The organism is Deinococcus proteolyticus MRP (genome assembly GCF_000190555.1).
Taxonomy (GTDB): domain Bacteria; phylum Deinococcota; class Deinococci; order Deinococcales; family Deinococcaceae; genus Deinococcus; species Deinococcus proteolyticus.
This window is the reverse complement of the sequence record NC_015161.1, coordinates 381361-400800: the sequence shown is the minus strand read 5'-3', so window position 1 is coordinate 400800 and position 19440 is coordinate 381361. Positions and strand designations below refer to the sequence as shown.

Below are 19440 nucleotides of genomic sequence, written 5' to 3'. Positions count from 1 at the left end.
AGAAAGGTGGACCTGCCGGAACAACCCCTGCGTTTCGCTGCGGCTGCGTTCGACGCTCTTTCAGCACATGTCGCCATTCTGGACGAAGAGGGCCGGATTGTCCTGGAAAACCGGATGTGGCAGCGCTTTTCATGCGACAACGGCGGCATTTCGACGCTAGGCGCCAACTACCTGCACATCTGCGAACGTGCGACCGGCGACGACGCCGCTTCGGCCTACGCTACCGCCCGTGGTATTCGGCAGGTCCTGGGCGGCCAGACCGACTTCTACGAGCTGGAATACCCCTGCCACTCCCCCACCGAAGAGCGTTACTTCGCAGTGCGGATTACCGCTTTCGAGCAGGACGGCCGCAAGTACGCCCTGGTGGCCCACGAGAACATCACCCGCCGCAAGCAGGCGGAACTGGAAGTGCGGCGCCTGAACCAGCAGCTGGAACAGCGTGTGCTGGAACGCACTGAGCAGCTGGCCCGCAGCAACCGCGAACTGACGCAGTTGGCGCAGGTGGCCTCGCACGACCTGCAAGAGCCGCTGCGGATTATCGGCAGCTATTCGGACCTGCTGTGGCACCGCTTCGGCAACCAGCTGCCGGCCAAGGGCAGCAGTTACCTGCAGCACATCCAGCACCACACGGGCCGGGCACGCAGCCTGGTGCGGGCGCTGCTGGACCTGTCGAGCATCTCGGCACCGGAAAAGATGCAGTGCGTCGACCTGGCCGAGCAGTGGGCGGCAGCCTGGCAAGGCCTTCCTGACGAGACAGCGGCCCAGATTCGGGTGCAGGTGGCGTCCCTTCCGGCAGTTCAGGGAGACCCCGAGCAGCTGCGGCTGGTCCTGACCCAACTGCTAGACAACGCCGTGCAGTTCCGCGCCAGCCGCCCACTTCACTTGCGCCTGCTGGCCTGCGACGCGGACAGCCCCCATCTGGTCCAGATCGGGCTACAGGACAACGGAACGGGTCTGCCCCAGGGCAGCAGCGACGAGGCTTTCGAGATGTTCAAACGGCTTCATGTGCGCGGCATTGCCGGGCAGGGCACCGGGCTGACCATCTGCGAAAAAATTGTGCAGTTTCACGGGGGTGAAATCTGGCTGGAGCCCAATCCCGCCGAGGGCATCACGGTATGGATGACCCTGCCACGCTGGCAAGGGGCGCAGGAAGCTTCAGGGGCGCTGCTGGGAGAGAACCGGGCAGTGAGCTAAGGGATCTGGCTGGCACACGGCACTGACACACGGCGCTGATACCCAGCAGCCGACCAACGAATATCAGCGTTGTAGGCGCAGGAAGTCCACGCTCAGTAGCTGTACACAACCTTGACGTTGGCGGTTCCACGGCCGAAGACCTGAACCCAGGAGTGCTGGTGCAGCCGGGGCTGAACATTCACGTTGGGCACCGTGTTGTGGAAGTAGGCGGTGCCCACGAAATCCCAGTCCGGATTCATCAGGTTGCGGCAGTGCGCGGGGCTTTTCATCCAGGCTTCCATCACCTCGCGGGGGGTGGCGTAGCCAGTGGTCATGTCACCGCCGGCCACCTGCCCGGGCGTGCCGCCGGCCACGTTTTCGCCGGAGTTGCCTGCCACAAAGTCGTAGGTGGGAGACAGGCCTGCTTCGGTCAGACTGCGCTGCACGCGGGCTTGGCGGGTAGCGCCGTAAAAGAACCCGCTGCTGGCGCCCAGCTCGGAACTCTCGTCGTGGCCCTGGTAGCCTACGCGGCCCATGTACTGGGCGTGCTTGCCGGCAGCGTGGGCCAGCACGCCGCTGTAGGAGAGGGGACGCAGCTGCCGGGGCGCAAAAGTGGTCTCGGCGCAGCTGCCGGGAATCACGTTCTTGCCGCCTACGGTGCCGAGGGTCCGCACCTCGTTGATCAGTTGCAGCAGCTGCACTTCCTGCTCGGAGGGAGGCACCATCACGGCACTCAGCGGGTGAATCTCGCCGCCGCCACCGACATTCACGCCGGCAGCCGGCAGGTAAGGCTGCTGCGGCGTCCGGCCAGCGGCCGGCGCTCCACCGCCACCGCAACCCGTCAGCCCCAGCGCCACCAGCAGACCCATACCCCACCACCCCAGCCGTTTACCCATTTGTCCCATACGCGCCACCTGACTCCCTTTCTGGAACAAGTATGGAACTCTAGCTCTCTCCGATTCGCAACATATTGTAATAATAAAGACAGACTTTTGGAATGTTCCATATCACAAAATATCCTGCGCTTTTGCCCACAGCAACGTGATTTTGGCGCAGAAAAATTCGGCAGACGAAAACGAGCCACCTCCTTTCCAGAGAGGTGACAAAGTACAGATGCAGCAAATTAATTTTTGGTTAAGTAGGCAGCTGCCGGGGACATATGTCTGCCACTTGGACTCCAGGGCATAAAAAAATGGGGCCGTGCCCCCAGTGGTCGCAAGAAGCGGAGCTTGCGCTAGCTGCTCTGGATACGCTGACCGTAGCGGTCGCTGAATTTGTCTATCAGGGCACGGGCGCTGGCGGGCGGCACCATGTTGTCTATCGGCCCACCGTAGCTGGCGACTTCCTTGACCATGCTGGAACTGACATAGCTCCAGTGGGTGGCCGCCATGATAAATACCGTCTCCACACCGCCAATCTCGCGGTTGAGGTGGGCAATCTGAAGTTCGTACTCGTAGTCGCTGACCGCCCGCAGGCCACGCACGATAATGCCGTGGTCGCTGCGGCGCATGTAATCCACCAGCAGGCCCTCGAAGCTGTCCACCCTGACATTGGGCAGGTGGGCCGTCACCTCGCGCAGAATCGCCAGGCGCTCTTCCAGGGTGAACAGGTGCTTGCCGCTCTTGCGGGCGTTGTGCATCACCGTGACCGTGACCTGGTCGAAAATCCGGCTGGCACGCTCCAGCACGTCCAGGTGGCCGTTGGTGATGGGGTCGAAGGAACCGGAAAAGACGGCATTCATGCAGGTTCCAGACTAGCAGCGGTGTAGATACTGAGGCTGTTGCTGCCGTAGTGCCGCGTTTCACGCTCGAAGCCGGGCACATCCGGCGGGGACACGCGCTTGTCGTGCTGGGCAATCAGCATGCCGCCGGGGGCCAGCAAGGTGCTGCCCAGAATCTGCTCTGTCAGCAGCGGGATGTCCTGCTCGTAGGGGGGGTCGCTGAACACGATGTCGGCCTGTTCCAGCCGGCCGATCAGCGCTCCAGCGTCGCCTTTGAGAATACGGACCTCACGCCATAGGTCCAGGTCGCGGGCATTCTGTTCTAGCGCCTTGACGCTGCGGCCTTCCTTTTCCACCATGGTCACGCGGTAGCCCCGGCTGGCCGCCTCCAGCCCGATGGCCCCGCTGCCCCCGTGCAGGTCCACGAACACCACCGGGCGGCTGCCTTCCGGCGGGCGGCGGCTTTGCAGCAGGTCGAACAGGCTCTTGCGGATACGGGCGCCGCTGGGCCGGGCCGACTCGGGAACTTTCAGTGGGCGGCCCTTGGCGCGGCCTCCCAGAATGCGCAGACTCATGCGCAGCAGCGTAGCAGAAGGCGGAAATGGAGGGTGGGTAAAGCCGTATAGGGATAAGGAGCGGGCCGCCGGCCATTCCCAGCGACCGCCAGCCGGTACCTGGCCACTCCCCTGCTATACTGTCCGGCTGGGTGCCTTCCGTGACCCATGCTTACGGCGGCTCAAGCGTCCGCCGAAAGAACTGGCCCCTGGAGCGCCGCGTGCAGCAAGGCTGCTGGCGGCGGGGGCTGGCACGGGCAACGGCAAAACTTTTCCCACAGAACGCTTAGGAGATTCATGTCCTACATCAGCATGAAGCAACTGCTGGAAGCCGGCGTGCACTTCGGTCACGAGACCAAGCGCTGGAACCCCAAGTTCGGCCGGTTCATCTTCGGTGAGCGCAACGGCATTTTCATCATTGACCTGCAAAAGACCCTCAAGCAGGTGGACCGCAGCTTTGACTACATCAAGGACCTGGCCGAAAAGGGCGGCACCATCCTGTTCGTGGGCACCAAGAAGCAGGCCCAGGAAATCGTGGAGCTGGAAGCCCGCCGCACCGGTATGCCCTTCGTGACCAGCCGCTGGCTGGGCGGCATGCTCACCAACTACCGCACCATCCGCACCCGCGTGGAGCGCCTGGACGAGCTGGACGAGCTGTTTGAGTCGGGCCGCATCAACGACCGTCCCAAGGCCGAGCGCGTGCAGCTGGGCACCGAGCGTGACCGCCTGCAGCGCTTCGTGGGCGGCATCCGCAAGATGAACCGTCTGCCCGACGCCATCTTCGTGATTGACCCCACCAAGGAAGTCATTGCCGTCAAGGAAGCCAACAAGCTGGGCATTCCCGTGATTGCGCTGGCCGACACCGACTCCGACCCCGATGTGATTGATTACATCGTGCCCGGCAACGACGACGCCATCCGCTCCATCCAGCTGATTACCCACCGCATTGGTGACCTGCTGGTGGAAGCCCGTGGCGCCGACGAAGACGTGGAGCAGGGCGAAGAGCGTGTGGAAGAGAGCAACGCTGACATCGAAGCCGCCGAGGCCGGTGAAAGCGTGGAGAACGTTCAGGTCACCAGCAGCCAGGGCCGCTCCTAAACCGCCTGCTGAAAAGGGGAGTGGCCGCTGGACGCCTCTCCCCTTTTTTAAGGGCCAGCCGGAACAGGACCGGAACAGGAAAAGCCAAACCTTTGGCCAAAGGTCCGCCCACTGCCTCAGCGGCTAGACTTGTGCAGGTCCTTTCGGCCTTTACTTCAGACCCCAGGAGGTCACGACTATGATGGAATCGATCAAAAAACTGCGTGAAATGACCGGCGCCGGCATGATGGATGTCAAAAAGGCTCTCAGCGACGCCGAAGGCAACGAAGAAAAAGCGGTGGCGCTGCTGCGTGAACGCGGCATCGTGAAGGCTGCCAAGAAGGCCGACCGCGAAGCCAAAGAGGGCCTGGTCCGCTTCGTGGTGGACGGTGGCAAGGCCGCCATGGTCGAAGTGAACAGCGAAACCGACTTCGTGGCCCGCAACGCCGACTTCCAGGCGATTGTGGAGCAGCTGGCCCAGGCAGCCCTCAAGGCCGGCACCAGCGACCTGGACACCTTCCGCGAGTTCCAGATGGACAGCGGCGAGAAGGTGGGCGACGCCGTGGCCGCCCTGTCGGGCAAAATCGGTGAGAACATCGTGCTGAACCGCGTGGCTTACCTGGAAGGCGACAACCTGGCTGGCTACGTGCACTCCAACGGCAAAATCGGCGTGCTGACCGATATCCAGGGCGGCACCCCCGAGCAGGCCAAGGACGTGGCCCTGCACATCGCCGCCGAGAAGCCCGAGTACCTGACCCGCGACGAAGTGAACGCCGAGGACATCGAAAAAGAGCGCGAAGTGCTGACCAACAAGGCCATTGCCGAAGGCAAGCCCGAAAATATGGTCGAGAAAATCGTGGGCGGCCAGATTGGCAAGTTCTACGAAGAGCGCGTGCTGCCTGAGCAGAAGTTCGTCAAGGACAACTCCCTGACTGTGGAGAAGTACCTGGGCGAAGCCAAAGTGTCCAAGTTCATCCGCTTCGAGGTCGGCAGCAAGTAAGCCTGAAGGGAAAAGGCGGCGTCCCGCCTTTCCTCTCCAATCGGCAGGCGAACACCCGACGAGCCTTTCCCGGCCAGCCTGCGCTGCCGGGCCTTTTTTTTGGGCGGGCTGCTGCACACTCCCGCCGCCTGCTTCCCTTTCCCGCATCTTTCTAGAGGTGAACCCATGTTCAAACGAGTTCTGCTGAAACTCTCCGGCGAGTTCCTGTCGGACGACTCCGGCTTCGGTATCAACCCCGACACGACCCGGCAGCTGGCGCAGCTGATTATCAGTGCGCTGGACGGCACCGAGGTGGAGCTGGCCGTGGTGATTGGCGGCGGCAACCTGTGGCGCGGCGCACGCAACGGCAAGGGCATGGACCCTGCCACGGCCGACTACATCGGCATGCTGGGCACCGTGATGAACGCGATGGCCCTGCAAGACGCCATGGAAGCGGCCGGCAAGCCCACCCGCGTGATGAGCGCCATCGCCATGCAGGCTGTGGCCGAGCCCTACATCCGCCGCCGGGCGATTCGCCACCTGGAAAAAGACCGCGTGGTGATTTTCGGCGGGGGCAACGGTGCGCCCTTTTTCACCACCGACACCACCTCGACCCTGCGTGCCCTGGAAATCGGCGCCGACGTGGTGCTGATGGCCAAGAACAAGGTGGACGGCGTGTACGACAAGGACCCGCAGAAGCACGCGGACGCCGTACGCTTCGACGAACTGACCCATATGGACGTGGTGGAACAGCGCCTGGCCGTGATGGACGCTACGGCACTGACCCTGTGCATGGACAAGGGCCTGCCTATCGTGGTGTTCGACATTTTCCAGGAGGGCAACCTGCGCCGGCTGTTCGAAGGGCAACGGGTGGGCACCCTGATCAGCACGCCCGGAGCCGGCACGGCGGCCCAGGGCTGAAGGGCCACAGACCTCACGCTAGACTGACACCCTATCCCACCCAAGGACTCAAGGAGGACCACTGATGAGCGACACGAACAGCATCTACAAGGACGCCCGCGAACGCATGGGCAAAAGCATCGAGGCGCTGGAAAGCAACCTGGGCGTGCTGCGCACAGGCCGCGCCAACCCCGGCATCCTGAAAAAGGTGATGGTGGAGTACTTTGGTTCCACCATGCCGATTGACCAGGTGGCCAGCATCAACGCCCCCGATGCCCGCACCCTGACCGTGACCCCTTGGGACCGGGGCGCGCTGAATCCCATCGAAAAGGCCATCCGCGACTCGGACCTGGGCCTGAACCCCAACAACAAGGGCGACATGATTTTTATTTCCATCCCGGCGCTGACCGAGGAGCGCCGCAAGGAAATGGTCAAGAACGCCAAGAGCTACGCTGAAGAAGCCCGCATCAGCATCCGCAACGTGCGCAAGTCCGCTCTCGACGAGGTCAAGAAGCTGGACGACCTGGGTGAGGACGAAGTGAAACGCGCCGAAGCCGAAGTACAGAAAATCACTGACGAGTACGTGAAGAAGGTGGACGAGGTCTTCGACCGCAAGGAAGCCGAGATTCTGGGCTGAAGCGGCCAGTGCTGCAGGCCGGGAGACGGGGGACAAGCTGCCCCTGCGCTCCCGGCCTCTTTGGTAAGGGGTGGGTGGACATATCTGCGGGCAGGGCACTGGCTCCTCTTTCCTTCGCCGCCGTGGGCTCCTTGCCCTATAGTGTCCAAGATTGCCGGCCCGCCCTGCGCCGCCGGCAGAGTTACCCCCCGGAGGCCCTACCGTTGGAAACCCTGAGCAGCCGTGTCAGCACCGCCGTCATCGGCTTTCTGGTGGTCAGCGCCATCGTCTACCTGGGCTGGTGGGCCATGCTGCCCGCGCTGCTGCTGGTCTCGGTCATGGGCCTGTTCGAGTATGTCCGGATGCTGGACTACAACGACATCGACGTGCGGCGCGGCACGCTGGCGGTGTTCGGCAGCGCCATCCTGATTGCCAGCCTGCCGATGCTGCCCGACACCCCCTGGCCGGGCGGTTCGTGGCGCGAGGCCGTGCTGACCGTAGCGGTGGGATACCTGCTGGTGATTGAGGTCATCAGGCCCGGTGAGCGCCCGCTGGAGCGCATCGTGTACTCGCTGTTCGGGCTGCTCTATATCCCCTGGCTGCTGGGCTACTTCCTGATGCTGCGCTACACCCCCGACAGCGAACTGGGACTGCTGTATTTTGCGCTGCCGCTGCTGGCAACCTTCGCGGCCGATATCGGCGGGTTCTTCGGGGGGTACACTTTCGGGCGGCGCAAGCTGGCCCCCGAAATCAGCCCGGCCAAGACGGTGGAAGGCGCCATCAGCGGGCTGCTGTTCAGCTTCGTGGTGATTGCCGTGCTGACCGAGTTCGTGTATCCCATCTGGACTCCGGCGGAAGCCTTCTTGTACGCCATGCTGGTGGCCAGCGCTTCTCAGCTGGGCGACCTGGCCGAAAGCCTGATCAAGCGGGCGCTGAAGACCAAGGACAGCGGCACCAGCCTGCCCGGCCACGGTGGCTTTCTGGACCGCCTGGACAGCCTGCTGTTTGCCGTACCGGCCACTTACCTGTACCTCCACATCAGCCTGCTGGGGGGCTGAAGCCCTGAGGCCTGCTGCCCCTCCAGCGCCGCTCCCTGAGGGCACTGGGCACTTTACTGCAAGAAGGTCCGGTAGGCTGGGTTCGCGGTCTGCTCGGTAAAGTCGTAGCCCACACCGGCCAGCGCCTCACGGAAGCGGGACAGGTCCTGCAGCGGCACCTGTATGCCGGCCAGCACGCGCCCATAGTCCGAGCCGTGATTGCGGTAGTGAAACAGACTGATATTCCACTCCTGGCCCAGCCGCAGCAAAAACTCCAGCAGGGCACCGGGCCGCTCGGGGAAGTTAAACGAGTAGAGCCGTTCGTGCAGGGCTTCGGGGGCGCGGCCGCCCACCATGTGGCGCACATGCACCCCGGCGACCTCGTCGTCCGTCAGGTCCAGCACCGGGTAGCCGGCCTCTTCCAGCCGCTGCACGATGGCGGCGCGGTCACCGGGGCGCTGCAGCTGTACCCCCACAAAAATGCGGGCGTCCTGGCGCGGAGCGTAGCGGTAGTTGAACTCGGTGACGGCAAGCGGCCCCAGCGCCCCGCAAAAGCGCACAAAGGCGCCGGGCTGCTCTGGGATGGTGACTGCCAGCACGGCTTCTTTTTGCTCGCCCACCTCCGCCCGCTCGGCCACGTGGCGCAGGCGGTCAAAGTTCATGTTGGCTCCGCAGGTCAGGGCCACCAGCGTCTGGCCCGTACCCTCCAGCTGCCGGGCGTAGCGCTTGAGGCCCGCCACCGCCAGCGCCCCGGCCGGCTCCATGATGGAGCGGGTATCGTCGAACACGTCCTTGATGGCGGCGCAGACCTCGTCGGTGGTCACGGTGACCCAGTCATGGACATACTCGCGGCACAGCGCGAAGGTATGTTCGCCCACCTGCTTGACGGCCACCCCGTCTACGAACAGGCCCACCTGCTTCAGCCAGACCCGCTCGCCCGCCTGAATGCTGAGGCTCATGGCGGCGCTGTCCTCAGGCTCCACGCCCACAATCCGCACCGCCGGGTTCAGCGTGCCTAAAAAGGCGGCCACACCTGCAATCAGCCCGCCCCCGCCCACCGGCACGAACACGGTGTAGGCGCCCTCCTGCACCTGTGAAAGCAGTTCCAGGCCCACCGTTCCCTGGCCCGCGATCACGGCCGGGTCGTCGAAGGGGTGAATAAAGGTCAGGCCGCGCTCCGCCTGCACCTCAAACGCATGGGCGGCCGCGTCGCTGAACGAGTCGCCGTAGAGAATCACCTCGGCGCCCCGGTCGCGGCAGGCCCGCACCTTGATGTCGGGGGTGGTCACGGGCATCACGATGACGGCCCGCACGCCCAGCTGCTGCGCCGAGTAGGCCACGCCCTGCGCGTGGTTGCCGGCCGAGGCGCAGATGACCCCGGCCGCCCGCTCGGCCTCGGAGAGCTGCGCCATACGGTTGTAGGCGCCGCGCAACTTGAACGAGAAGACCGGTTGCTGGTCCTCGCGCTTGAAATACACCCGCTGCCCCAGCCGCTCGGAGAGGCGGGGAGCGGGCTGCAGTGGCGTGCGGACCGCCACGTCGTACACCCGGCTGTTCAGCACGTCACGGACCAGGTCCATGCCGAAAGGGGTGGCAGAAGCAAAGGAGGTGCCAGCGGGGGAAGGGGGCTGGGAAGGTGGTGCAGACATAGAGAATTCCTCGCAGGGGCAGCGGCGAAAAGACAGAAGGCGCGGCAACGCGGGCAGCGCCTTCTGTGCGGGAACGGACCCTCAGACTTCCAGCTCTTCTTGGTTGATAAACGGCATCTTGCGGCGCAGTTCCTTGCCCACCGTTTCCAGCTGATGCCCCCGCATTTTGCCGCGCTGCTCGTTCATGTGGCTGAAGCCGCCCTGATAGTCAGCCGTGAAGCGGTCCGCGAATGCTCCGCTCTGAATGTCGGCCAGAACCTGCTTCATTTCCTCTTTGGTGCGGGCGTTCACGATGCGGGGGCCGGTCACGTAGTCACCGAACTCAGCGGTGTTGGAAATGGAGTGGCGCATGCCCTCGAAGCCCTTTTCGTAAATCAGGTCCACAATCAGCTTGACCTCGTGCAGCGTCTCGAAATAGGCGATTTCGGGCTGGTAGCCGGCCTCCACCAATGTTTCAAATCCGCTCTGGATCAGCTGGGTCACCCCGCCGCACAGCACCGCCTGCTCACCGAACAGGTCGGTTTCGGTTTCTTCCTTGAAGGTGGTTTCCAGCACGCCGGCGCGGGTACAGCCGATGGCGCGGGCGTAGGCCAGGGCCGTGTCGCGGGCGTGGCCCGAGGCGTCTTGGCCCACGGCGAAGATACCGGGCATACCGGCGCCTTCCTTGTACACGCGGCGCAGCATGTGGCCGGGGCCTTTGGGAGCCACCAGCATCACGTCCACCTCGGCAGGCGGGGTGATCCGGCCAAAGTGGACATTGAAACCGTGCCCAAACAGCAGCGTTTTGCCGGCTGTGAGGTGCGGGGCCATCTGCTCTGCGTACACTTTGGGCTGCTCTTCGTCGGGAATCAGCAGGGCAACCACGTCGGCCGCCTGCGTGGCTTCCGGGATGGACATGACCTGCAGGCCGGCCTGCTCCGCCTTGGCGCGGCTGCCCGAACCCTCACGCAAGCCGATGATCACGTTCACACCGCTGTCATGCATGTTCTGGGCGTGGGCATGGGCCTGCGAGCCGTAGCCGATAACGGCCACAACCTTATCTGCCAGGGGCTGCATGGAAACGTCGGCGTCGTAGTACATTTTTGCGGTCATGTGGGGTCTCCTTAGAGGAAAGAGAGGGGGCAGGCGTGGGCGGTCCGGGGCAAGGGGAAGGGGAAGCGGAACTCTGGAACTACTGCTCACCTCCGTCCCGGCTCGCAGCCTCGCGGGGCTGCGGCACCGGGCGCAGGCCTGAAGCCAGCGCCGCCAATGCCTGAGACTCGCCGCCATACACGTGGCTGGCAATATCGGCGTTGGAGCCGCGAATCAGGGCCGCCCGGCCGGTGCGCATGGTTTCCAGGATGCCGAAAGGCCGCATCTGCTCGATAAAGGCCGTGATTTTGCCCTCGTCGCCGGTCACCTCGAACATCAGCGCCTGGCGCCCGGCGTCCACGATGCGGGCGCGGAAATCCTCGGCCATCTGGCGCACCTCCAGCCGGGTGTCCTTGTCCACCCGCACCTTGAGCAGCACCAGTTCGCGGTCCACATACTTTTCCCGGCTGTGGTCAATGATTTGCAGCACGTCGTGCAACTTTTCCAGCTGGCGCATGGCCTGCTCCACCACGCCGCGCTCGCCGCCCACCACGAAAGTCATCCGCGAGACGCCGGGCGTTTCGGTGGCGCCCACGCTGAGGCTCTTGATGTTGTAGCCACGCCGCCCGAACAGCGCAGTGATGCGGGTCAGCACACGCGGTTCGTCGCGCACCAGGGCCGAAACGAGATGTTCGCCGCTCATGCCTGACCTCCGCTCCGGGCGTCCAGCGCCATGATGGGCACGGCCTCCATGTCGTCGCCGGGGGCTTCCACGCCAGCGGGGAGGTCCGACACCTCTGTGGACGCCCGCACTGGACCGGTTTCCAGCATCTCCGCCAGCGAAGCGCCGGCCGGCACCATCGGAAAGACATGGTGCTGACTTGGCACCACCACTTCCAGCAGCGCGGAACCGGGGTGGTTCAGCCAGCCGTCCAGCGCCGCTTCCAGGCCGGCGCTGTCCTCGGCCCGCCACCCCGGCACCCCGTAGGCGTCCGCCAGCTTGAGAAAGTCGGGATTGGACGGCCCGAGTTCCACTTCCGAGTACCGCTCGCCGTGAAACAGCTCCTGCCACTGGCGCACCATGCCCAGATAGGAGTTGTTGATGATGCAGATTTTGACGTTGTGGATGCCGGCGTGCTTCAGGGTCGCCAGCTCCTGCGCGGTCATCTGAAAGCCGCCGTCCCCGGCGATGACCATGCTGACCACCTCCGGCTCGGCCAGCGCCGCCCCGATGGCCGCCGGAAAGCCGAAGCCCATGGTGCCCAGGCCGCCGGAGTTCAGCCAGCGGCGCGGGCGCTCGAAGCGGGCGAGCTGCGCGGCCAACATCTGGTGTTGCCCCACGTCCGAGCTGAGAATGTCATCTGGGCGCAGCCGGGCCACCACCTGGCGCACCGCCTGCGCGGCGCCCCAGTCCTGCGGGTGGTGGCCCCGGCCCTTCCACTCGGCCAGCTGCTCCAGCCAGGCGGTGCGCGGCGGGCGCTCCGGGGGAGCCTGCACGCTCAGGGCGCGGGCCACCTGCGCGGCGCCGGCCCGAACCGGGCAGTGGGTGGCGACAATCTTGCCCAGTTCGGCGGCGTCCAAGTCCACGTGGATGATGCGGGCCTGCGGGGCGAAGTCGCGCACCCGCCCAGTCACGCGGTCGTCGAAACGCAGGCCGATGCCCAGCAGCACGTCCGCTTCACTGATGGCGCGGTTGGCAGCCACGCTGCCGTGCATGCCCGGCATACCCAGCCACAGGGGGTCGGAGGCCGGGAAGGCGCCCAGGCCCATCAGGGTGGTAATCACCGGAATGTTCCAGGCGCGGGCCAGCGCCGTGACCTCGGCAGCTGCGTCCAGGGCGCCGCCGCCCACCATCATCACCGGGCGCGTGGCCTGGGCCAGCAACTCGCGGGCCGCTGCCAGCGCTGCGGCGTCCGGCTCACGCGGGGGCAGCGGCGGGTGCGGGCGCAGGCTGGCCGGGTCGTACTCGCAGGCGGCCAGCTGCACATCCTTGGGAATGTCCACCAGCACCGGGCCGGGCCGCCCACTGCGGGCGATATGAATGGCCTCTGCAATCACGCCGGGCAGCTCCTCGGCGCTGCGGACCACATAGTTGTGCTTGGTGACCGGCAGGGTAATGCCGGTGATATCGGCTTCCTGAAAGGCGTCGGTGCCCATGAGGAAGCTGGCGACGTTGCCGGTGATCGCCAGCAGCGGCACGCTGTCCAGCATGGCGTCGGCCAGGCCGGTGACCAGGTTGGTGGCGCCGGGGCCGGAGGTCGCCAGGACCACGCCCAGCTCGCCGGTGGCCTTGGCCCAACCTTCGGCGGCATGAATACAGCCCTGCTCGTGACGCCCCAGAATGTGGCGAATCTGCGGAAAGAACGTCAGGGCGTCGTATACCGGCATGATGGCGCCGCCGGGATAGCCGAACACGGTATGCACGCCGTGGGCTTCCAGGCTGGCCCACAGGGCACCGGCGCCGGTCTGCCGAATGTCGGTTTGCCGCGAGCCAGGCTGCGGGGAACCGGGCTGTCGGAAGTCGGGCTGCGGGGAACCGGGCTGCGGAGAATCAGGGGGTGAAGTCATGGCAGGCTCTCCAGGAAAGGGGGGGGCGAAAGGCGGCGGGGCGGGAAACTATGGCGCACCGGAAAGTACGAAAAACCCCCACCGGGGAGGGTGGGGGAAGAAACGGCAGCCAGAACTTCTGGTCTAGTTTTCCCCTGGACCAGAAATTAGTACGGTGACGGCCGTTAGCAACATAGTTGCAAGGACTTTACGCTTCACATGCCCCAGCGTCAACCCCTTGTCACATGACCGGAAATCCCTATCCTGGGAAGATGGATAAGGGACAGCCGAACACGGGGCCGCGTGAGCAGGCCAGAGCCTCCGGAAAGGGAGACGCCGGGGCGTCCGGAGGCGGGCGCAAGCTGAACTGGAACTCGCACCACGTCACCGCAGGCGACGAAAAAGCCCCCAACCGCGCCATGCTGCGGGCGGTAGGCTTTACCGACGCCGACTTTGACAAGCCGATCGTGGGAGTGGCGCACGCCCAGAGCAACATCACCCCGTGCAACAACGGCCTGGGCGAGCTGGCCGGCGCGATTACCGGAGCTATTCAGGCGGCGGGCGGAATGCCGCAGGTGTACGGCACCATTACCGTCAGCGACGGCATCAGCATGGGCACCGAGGGCATGAAATGTTCGCTGGTCAGCCGCGAAGTGATTGCCGATTCCATCGAGGCGGTGTCGCGGGCGCAGTCGCACGACGGCGTGATCGTGGTGGGCGGCTGCGACAAGAACATGCCTGGAGCCATGATCGGCCTGGCGCGGCTGAATATTCCGGCCATTTTCGTGTATGGCGGCACCATCAAGCCAGGGCACCACGGCGGCCAGGACCTGACCATCGTGAGCGTGTTCGAGGCGGTGGGCGCCTACGGCGCAGGCAAGATGAGCCGCGAGGATTTCGAGGCGATCGAGCGCAAAGCCTGCCCCGGCAACGGGTCGTGCGGCGGCATGTACACCGCCAACACCATGAGCAGCGCCTTTGAAGCGATGGGCATGAGCCTGCCGTACTCCAGCACCATGAGCGCCGTAGACGCCGAAAAGGCTGACTCGGCAGCGGAATCGGGCCGCACGCTGATTCGCCTGATTGAGCAGGACCTGCGCCCCCGCGACATCCTCACCAAAGAGGCGTTCGAGAACGCGATTACGGTGATTATGGCGGTGGGCGGCTCCACCAACGCCGTGCTGCACCTGATGGCGATTGCCCACGCCATGCAGGTGGAACTGACCCTGGACGACTTCGAGCGCATTCGTGAGCGCACACCGGTATTCTGCGACCTGAAACCCAGCGGGCAGTACGTGGCCGCCGACCTGCACGCCGTGGGCGGCATTCCCCGCGTGATGAAAATGCTGCTGAAGGCCGGGCTGCTGCACGGCGACTGCCTGACCGTGACCGGCCGCACGGTGGCCGAGAACCTCGCGGACGTGCCGGACGTGCCGGACGCCGGCCAGGACGTGATTCGGCCCTTTGACCAGCCGCTGTACGCGGACGGCCACCTGGCCATCTTGAGAGGTAACCTGGCCCCCAGCGGCAGCGTGGCCAAAATCAGCGGCCTGAAGAGCATCAAAATCACCGGCCCGGCCCGCGTGTTCGACTCGGAAGAAGCCTGCATGGAGGCCATCATGGGCGACCGGATTCAGCCGGGCGACGTACTGGTGATTCGCTACGAGGGCCCCAGGGGCGGCCCCGGCATGCGCGAAATGCTCTCACCCACCTCCGCTATCATCGGCAAGGGCTTGGGCGACAGCGTGGGCCTGATTACCGACGGGCGCTTTTCGGGAGGAACCTTCGGGCTGGTGGTGGGCCACGTGGCCCCCGAAGCCTACGTGGGCGGCCCCATCGCGCTGGTCCACGAGGGCGACACGATCGAGCTGGACGCCGAGAAGCTGGAACTGAACCTGCACGTAGACGACGCCGAATTGCAGCGCCGCCGCAGCGAATGGGTGCAGCCGGCTCCCAACTACACGCGGGGCGTGCTGGCCAAATACGCCCGACTGGTCAGCGGAGCCGAGCGCGGCGCAGTGACGGACTGAGCATGGGGGTGCGGAGATTGTGATCTGTATCCAGGCTGTGCGAAGATACCAAACAGCCCCCGAAGGCCGAGAAGCATGACAGGAGAAGTGTTTTCCCCGTGCAGGCGGGGATGTTCCGCTGTCCCAGTCGGCTTTTTTCGGGAAGAATTTGTTTTCCCCGTGCAGGCGGGGATGTTCCGGTGCGCAGAGCGGCAAAGCGGCCAGCGGCGCCGTTTTCCCCGTGCAGGCGGGGATGTTCCGTGCGGGCCAGCAACTCTTCGATGTGGGAGGCGGTTTTCCCCGTGCAGGCGGGGATGTTCCGCTCGTTTCGCTGTCTGACTACTTCGGAATCACGTTTTCCCCGTGCAGGCGGGGATGTTCCGTTCATAGCCCACCTTTCTGCCCCACTCCCTCCTCCCCCACACGTGTCAGATACGCGCTTACCCGTTCATCGTCCTGCAGCGGGTAAACGTGGCCGGTACAGGCCGCCACCTCTGCGGCGGCTTCACGGAACAGAGCAGTCATGGCCAGCAGGGCCTGCCAGTTGGCCCCGGCATCCGCACCCGCATAGGTCGTGTCCAGGCGGGTCAACCAGTCCGGTGGCAGCACGCCCGCAAAGCGTGCTCCGAACTTGCCCGGATTGCGCGCCCACCCCGTGCGGCACCCGAACGCCCACTCCAGCATTCGCAGCAGCTCGCCGCGCATCAGGGTGTCCAGGTGGTATTTGGCGTATCCCAGCTGCCCACGCCGCAGCCCCTTGACCGCGTACGGAGCCAGCCACCAGAACTCGTTGCAGCAGTCGGCAAACGCCTGGGCGCTGGGCGGCTGTGGGAAATAATCTCCCTCGTGCGGTTCCGGCAGGGCCAGAAAGATTCCGTCCTTATCCAGCAGCACCCGTGAGAGGCTTTCGGGCGGAAACTCGGCGCGGCGCTCCAGCGGCACCAGGCCCAGGTCCAGCCGGCTGCCATCCATGAACTGCATCAGATAGAGGATGGGCGAGGCGTGATCGTAGTCCTGTGCGCCCATCAGCACTGGAATCTGCAGAATCATCCGTTCACCGAAGCGGTCTATCCAGCCGTGGTCGGCAGTGAACGACGGCAGGTCGCGCACGTACAGAGTGAGGTCAACATCCTGAAACGGGTCGGGCCGAATGGCCGCATTCACCCGCGAGCCACTCAGCACGGCGGCCCGGACACGGGGGTCGGCTTCAGCAAAAGCCCGCACGCGGCGCAGTAGCACGGTTTCAGACATGTCTCTAGCGTAACGCTGCCCTCCCCGCCCCCTCACCCACATGCGGCATCATGGAAAGCGTGAAGCTCACGGTTCTCGGCAGTACAGGCAGCATCGGCACGCAGACCCTGGAGGTAGCGCGGCAGCGCGGCTGGCAGGTGGCAGCCCTGGCCGGCGGGCGCAACCTGGACCTGCTGGAAACCCAGGTGCAGGAGTGGCAGCCCGCCGCCGTGGCGGTGGCCGAGGAGAGATACGCCCAAGCCAAAGCCCGCTTCAGTCAGACCGAAATCCTGCCGCTGGCCGAGCTGGCGGTCCGTGAAGCCGACGTGGTGGTCAACGCCATCGGGGGCCTGCCGGGCCTCTCCCCCACCCGCGCCGCGCTGGAAGCGGGCCGGGCGGTCGCCCTGGCGACCAAGGAAGCGATGGTCACGGCCGCCCCGCTCATCTGGGCGGCGGCGCAGCAGGGGGGCGGTAGCGTGGTGCCGATTGACTCGGAGCACACCGGCATCTATCAGTGCCTGGTGGGCGAGCGCCTGAGCGACGTGGCCGAGCTGATTCTGACGGCGTCGGGTGGACCGTTCCGCCTCGGCCCCGCCGACCTGAGCACGGTCACCCCCGGGCAGGCGCTGAACCATCCCAGTTGGAACATGGGCCAGAAAATCACGGTGGACAGCGCCACGCTTCTGAACAAGGGCCTGGAGGTGATGGAATGCGCCGCGCTGTACGGCCTGCCGCTGTCGCAGGTGCGGGTGGTCGTTCATCCGCAGAGCATCATGCATGCGGCGGTGCGCTGGGTTGATGGCAACCTCAGCGCCAACGTGGGACCGACCGATATGCGGCTGTCTATCGCCTACGCCATAGAAGCGGCCGCAGCGGGCGGCATGACCCGCCCCGGCGAGGTGGTGGGAGCGCGGCGCGGTCAGGGCGCGGCCGAACATCTGGCCTGGCCGCTGGAAGGGCGGTGGGAGTTTCACGCGCCCGACCTGGAACGCTTCCCCGCACTGGGACTGGCCTACCGTGCCGGCGAGGCTGGCGGTCTGCTGCCCGCCGCCCTCAACGCCGCCGACGAGGTGGCCGTGCCCGCCTTTCTGGCCGGGAACATCGGCTTCTTGGACATTCCCCGCGTCATTGAACAGGTGCTAAACGAGTGCCCGCGAGAACCGCTGGACTGGGCCACGCTAGAGAGCGTGCAGGCCTGGGCCACCCGCCGGGCACAGGAGCTGTGCGGGGGCCGCCCATGAACCCCATGCAGGCCATCGCGGCGGCACTGTCGCCGCAGGGCATCGTCTGGACGCTGCTGCTGCTAAGTGTGATTACGGCCCTGCACGAGCTGGGACACTACTGGGCCGCCCGCAAGCAGAGCGTGAAGGTGGATTCGTTCAGCGTGGGCATGGGGCCGGTGCTTCTGCGCAGGCAGTGGCGCGGCACCGAGTGGCGCCTCTCGCTGCTGCCGATCGGCGGGTACGTGCAGATAGACGGCATGGCCCCGGAAGAAGCCCCCGACGGCACGCTGCGGCATCCCAGCACCGGCTTTGCGGCGCTGCCCCCACTGGGCCGCATTGGGGTGCTGCTGGCCGGGCCACTGGTCAACCTGCTGCTGGCGATCGGCCTGATGACGGCCACGTTCAGCGCCCTGGGCGTGACGGCAAACGACCGCGTCCGGGTGGGCGAGGTCATCGCAGGGTCGCCCGCTGAGCGCCTGGGCCTGCGCGCCGGCGACGATATCGTGGCGCTGGACGGTCAGGACATTCCCGAACAGGCCGAGATTGCCGGCAAGGCTGGCCCCGGTTACCTGCTGCTGGGCGAACTGCTCAAGGAGGCCGGGCCGCACACCCTGACCGTGCAGCGCACTGGCGAGGCCGAGCAGCGCCAGCTGGCCTTCGACTGGACTCCCACCGTGAACGGCGAGCGGCAGCTGCTGGGCATTCGCTATGGTCCCGGCAGTCAGCCGGTGAGCGTCCCGCAGGCACTGGGCCGCTCGCTGCAAACCACCGCCGAGGCCGTGCCGCTGGTCGTGAATTCGTTCGCGGGACTGCTGGGCGAGATGTTCAGTCTGGACCTCAAGGGCGAAGAGACAGACGACGTGGGCGGCCCCATCCGCATCACCGAGACGGTCAGCCGGGCGGCGGCGCTGAACGGCTGGGCCCTGGTGCAGATTGCCACCCTGCTGAACCTGTCGCTGGCGGTGTTCAACCTGCTGCCCATTCCGGGCCTGGACGGGGGCCGTATCGCACTGGTCCTGATCGAGATGCTGCGCGGCCGTCCGCTGACCTTTCAGCAGGAGCAGAGCGTCACCGCCGCCGGCTTCCTGTTCGTGATGCTGCTGATGGCTTTCGTGCTGGTGCGGGATGTGACGCGGTTCTTCTAGGCGGAGGTTCTGGGACGGCGGTGCTTACCCGGCATCTCCGGGGCGCTGCGCCCACGCTGCCTGCGGCTGGATATCGCTCACACGCAGAAAAAGGAAACCCGCTCCCCTGGGCAAAAGCACCTCAACCGACTGCGGCGGGTCTTGCCGGACACCCCACAGCAGATAAGTCCCCGTCTTCTCTAACTCGAAGCCCTGCACTTCCAGACTGCCCTGCAGGTCAGACAACAGCTGTGGCTGAGACGGACTGAGGCGTATCAACACCTGCCAGCGGTGACCCGGCGAGCTGACAATCTGGTCGGTGTCCTCGTAGGCAAAGGTCCAGATTGGTGCCGGGGCACGCACCCCACCGATGATGTCCGCCTGCAAAGCCGCCGGCAGCACAACGGGCAAATCGGGCGGCAGCCCTCCGTCGCTCAGCACCACGTCGGCGGGCGAGGACGCGCCCATCAGTGCAGCCCACAGTTCGGCCGAGACGCAGACAGGCGGCAGGTTCGTCATGTCCGGAGTCTA

Annotated in this window: 18 protein-coding genes and 1 CRISPR repeat array; of the genes, 9 read left to right on the top strand and 9 right to left on the bottom strand. The window is 65.5% G+C overall.

Going from position 1 to position 19440, the window contains the following annotated elements:
* Window positions 1-6: 6 nt before the first annotated feature.
* Window positions 7-1194 (top strand): PAS domain-containing sensor histidine kinase, encoded by a 1188-nt coding sequence (locus DEIPR_RS01965; RefSeq protein WP_013614155.1) that lies wholly within the window; start codon window positions 7-9, stop codon window positions 1192-1194.
* A gap of 92 nt (window positions 1195-1286) precedes the next feature.
* On the opposite strand, the gene DEIPR_RS01960 is transcribed toward DEIPR_RS01965, so the two are convergent.
* The 3 genes from DEIPR_RS01960 to DEIPR_RS01950 form a co-directional block, all read right to left on the bottom strand.
* Window positions 1287-2078: a CAP domain-containing protein gene (locus DEIPR_RS01960; RefSeq protein WP_013614154.1), complete on the bottom strand. Its 792-nt coding sequence runs from the start codon at window positions 2076-2078 to the stop codon at window positions 1287-1289.
* 329 nt (window positions 2079-2407) lie between these two features.
* Window positions 2408-2914 (bottom strand): pantetheine-phosphate adenylyltransferase, encoded by a 507-nt coding sequence (gene coaD, locus DEIPR_RS01955; protein ID WP_013614153.1) that lies wholly within the window; start codon window positions 2912-2914, stop codon window positions 2408-2410.
* Complete coding sequence (locus DEIPR_RS01950) at window positions 2911-3468, bottom strand: RsmD family RNA methyltransferase (RefSeq protein WP_013614152.1); 558 nt, start codon at window positions 3466-3468, stop codon at window positions 2911-2913. The genes coaD and DEIPR_RS01950 overlap by 4 nt, the downstream gene beginning before the upstream one ends.
* Before the next feature lie 276 nt (window positions 3469-3744).
* Between DEIPR_RS01950 and rpsB the strand changes: the two genes are divergently transcribed.
* The 5 genes from rpsB (at window position 3745) to DEIPR_RS01925 (ending at window position 8077) form a co-directional block, all read left to right on the top strand.
* On the top strand, window positions 3745-4545 hold the full coding sequence (rpsB, locus tag DEIPR_RS01945) for a 30S ribosomal protein S2 (RefSeq protein WP_013614151.1): 801 nt from the start codon (window positions 3745-3747) through the stop codon (window positions 4543-4545).
* A gap of 178 nt (window positions 4546-4723) precedes the next feature.
* The gene (tsf, locus tag DEIPR_RS01940) at window positions 4724-5524 is read left to right on the top strand and encodes a translation elongation factor Ts (RefSeq protein ID WP_013614150.1); all 801 of its coding nucleotides are present in this window, start codon (window positions 4724-4726) and stop codon (window positions 5522-5524) included.
* 165 nt (window positions 5525-5689) lie between these two features.
* On the top strand, window positions 5690-6424 hold the full coding sequence (gene pyrH / locus DEIPR_RS01935) for a UMP kinase (RefSeq protein ID WP_013614149.1): 735 nt from the start codon (window positions 5690-5692) through the stop codon (window positions 6422-6424).
* Window positions 6425-6488: 64 nt separating this feature from the next.
* Entirely contained in the window at window positions 6489-7040 is a 552-nt protein-coding gene (gene frr, locus DEIPR_RS01930) for a ribosome recycling factor (RefSeq protein WP_013614148.1), read from the top strand.
* A 203-nt stretch (window positions 7041-7243) separates the two neighbouring features.
* Complete coding sequence (locus DEIPR_RS01925; protein ID WP_013614147.1) at window positions 7244-8077, top strand: phosphatidate cytidylyltransferase; 834 nt, start codon at window positions 7244-7246, stop codon at window positions 8075-8077.
* Window positions 8078-8130: 53 nt separating this feature from the next.
* On the opposite strand, the gene ilvA is transcribed toward DEIPR_RS01925, so the two are convergent.
* From ilvA to ilvB, 4 genes are all read right to left on the bottom strand, one after another.
* Complete coding sequence (ilvA, locus tag DEIPR_RS01920; protein ID WP_013614146.1) at window positions 8131-9705, bottom strand: threonine ammonia-lyase, biosynthetic; 1575 nt, start codon at window positions 9703-9705, stop codon at window positions 8131-8133.
* Window positions 9706-9786: 81 nt separating this feature from the next.
* Window positions 9787-10797, bottom strand: coding sequence for a ketol-acid reductoisomerase (gene ilvC / locus DEIPR_RS01915; protein ID WP_013614145.1), 1011 nt, complete (start codon window positions 10795-10797; stop codon window positions 9787-9789).
* 79 nt (window positions 10798-10876) lie between these two features.
* Window positions 10877-11479 (bottom strand): acetolactate synthase small subunit, encoded by a 603-nt coding sequence (gene ilvN / locus DEIPR_RS01910; RefSeq protein WP_013614144.1) that lies wholly within the window; start codon window positions 11477-11479, stop codon window positions 10877-10879.
* Window positions 11476-13344, bottom strand: a complete 1869-nt coding sequence (gene ilvB / locus DEIPR_RS01905) for a biosynthetic-type acetolactate synthase large subunit (RefSeq protein ID WP_013614143.1) — start codon at window positions 13342-13344, stop codon at window positions 11476-11478. The genes ilvN and ilvB overlap by 4 nt, the downstream gene beginning before the upstream one ends.
* A gap of 251 nt (window positions 13345-13595) precedes the next feature.
* On the opposite strand from ilvB, the gene ilvD reads away from it, so the two are divergent.
* The gene (gene ilvD, locus DEIPR_RS01900) at window positions 13596-15353 is read left to right on the top strand and encodes a dihydroxy-acid dehydratase (RefSeq protein ID WP_083801523.1); all 1758 of its coding nucleotides are present in this window, start codon (window positions 13596-13598) and stop codon (window positions 15351-15353) included.
* Between the two features lie 89 nt (window positions 15354-15442).
* A CRISPR array of direct repeats spans window positions 15443-15715; the repeat unit is 29 nt; unit sequence GTTTTCCCCGTGCAGGCGGGGATGTTCCG.
* A 1-nt stretch (window position 15716) separates the two neighbouring features.
* On the opposite strand, the gene DEIPR_RS01895 is transcribed toward ilvD, so the two are convergent.
* Window positions 15717-16583, bottom strand: a complete 867-nt coding sequence (locus DEIPR_RS01895; RefSeq protein WP_041221895.1) for an aminoglycoside 6-adenylyltransferase — start codon at window positions 16581-16583, stop codon at window positions 15717-15719.
* A gap of 50 nt (window positions 16584-16633) precedes the next feature.
* Here DEIPR_RS01895 and dxr point away from each other — a divergent pair, with 50 nt between their 5' ends.
* Both dxr and DEIPR_RS01885 read left to right on the top strand, forming a co-directional pair.
* Window positions 16634-17803 carry a 1-deoxy-D-xylulose-5-phosphate reductoisomerase gene (gene dxr, locus DEIPR_RS01890; RefSeq protein ID WP_013614140.1) on the top strand — a complete coding sequence of 390 codons (1170 nt, stop codon included), beginning with the start codon at window positions 16634-16636 and terminating at the stop codon, window positions 17801-17803.
* Entirely contained in the window at window positions 17800-18930 is a 1131-nt protein-coding gene (locus DEIPR_RS01885; protein WP_013614139.1) for a M50 family metallopeptidase, read from the top strand. Before dxr ends, DEIPR_RS01885 begins: the two co-directional genes overlap by 4 nt.
* Before the next feature lie 24 nt (window positions 18931-18954).
* Here DEIPR_RS01885 and DEIPR_RS01880 read toward each other — a convergent pair whose 3' ends face one another.
* A complete protein-coding gene (locus DEIPR_RS01880; RefSeq protein WP_013614138.1) occupies window positions 18955-19428 on the bottom strand; it encodes a hypothetical protein in 474 nt (157 codons plus the stop codon).
* Window positions 19429-19440 lie beyond the last annotated feature (12 nt).

Excerpts from the sequence above, each read along its gene's own strand:
- DEIPR_RS01885 (WP_013614139.1), top strand. The coding sequence starts at position 17,800 with ATGAACCCCATGCAGGCCATCGCGGCGGCACTGTCGCCGCAGGGCATC.
- frr (WP_013614148.1), top strand. The coding sequence starts at position 6,489 with ATGAGCGACACGAACAGCATCTACAAGGACGCCCGCGAACGCATGGGC.
- ilvC (WP_013614145.1), bottom strand. The coding sequence starts at position 10,797 with ATGACCGCAAAAATGTACTACGACGCCGACGTTTCCATGCAGCCCCTG.
- DEIPR_RS01950 (WP_013614152.1), bottom strand. The coding sequence starts at position 3,468 with ATGAGTCTGCGCATTCTGGGAGGCCGCGCCAAGGGCCGCCCACTGAAA.
- DEIPR_RS01880 (WP_013614138.1), bottom strand. The coding sequence starts at position 19,428 with ATGACGAACCTGCCGCCTGTCTGCGTCTCGGCCGAACTGTGGGCTGCA.
- tsf (WP_013614150.1), top strand. The coding sequence starts at position 4,724 with ATGATGGAATCGATCAAAAAACTGCGTGAAATGACCGGCGCCGGCATG.
- ilvB (WP_013614143.1), bottom strand. The coding sequence starts at position 13,344 with ATGACTTCACCCCCTGATTCTCCGCAGCCCGGTTCCCCGCAGCCCGAC.
- rpsB (WP_013614151.1), top strand. The coding sequence starts at position 3,745 with ATGTCCTACATCAGCATGAAGCAACTGCTGGAAGCCGGCGTGCACTTC.
- coaD (WP_013614153.1), bottom strand. The coding sequence starts at position 2,914 with ATGAATGCCGTCTTTTCCGGTTCCTTCGACCCCATCACCAACGGCCAC.
- dxr (WP_013614140.1), top strand. The coding sequence starts at position 16,634 with ATGGAAAGCGTGAAGCTCACGGTTCTCGGCAGTACAGGCAGCATCGGC.
- ilvA (WP_013614146.1), bottom strand. The coding sequence starts at position 9,705 with ATGTCTGCACCACCTTCCCAGCCCCCTTCCCCCGCTGGCACCTCCTTT.
- ilvN (WP_013614144.1), bottom strand. The coding sequence starts at position 11,479 with ATGAGCGGCGAACATCTCGTTTCGGCCCTGGTGCGCGACGAACCGCGT.
- DEIPR_RS01960 (WP_013614154.1), bottom strand. The coding sequence starts at position 2,078 with ATGGGACAAATGGGTAAACGGCTGGGGTGGTGGGGTATGGGTCTGCTG.
- ilvD (WP_083801523.1), top strand. The coding sequence starts at position 13,596 with ATGGATAAGGGACAGCCGAACACGGGGCCGCGTGAGCAGGCCAGAGCC.
- DEIPR_RS01895 (WP_041221895.1), bottom strand. The coding sequence starts at position 16,583 with ATGTCTGAAACCGTGCTACTGCGCCGCGTGCGGGCTTTTGCTGAAGCC.
- pyrH (WP_013614149.1), top strand. The coding sequence starts at position 5,690 with ATGTTCAAACGAGTTCTGCTGAAACTCTCCGGCGAGTTCCTGTCGGAC.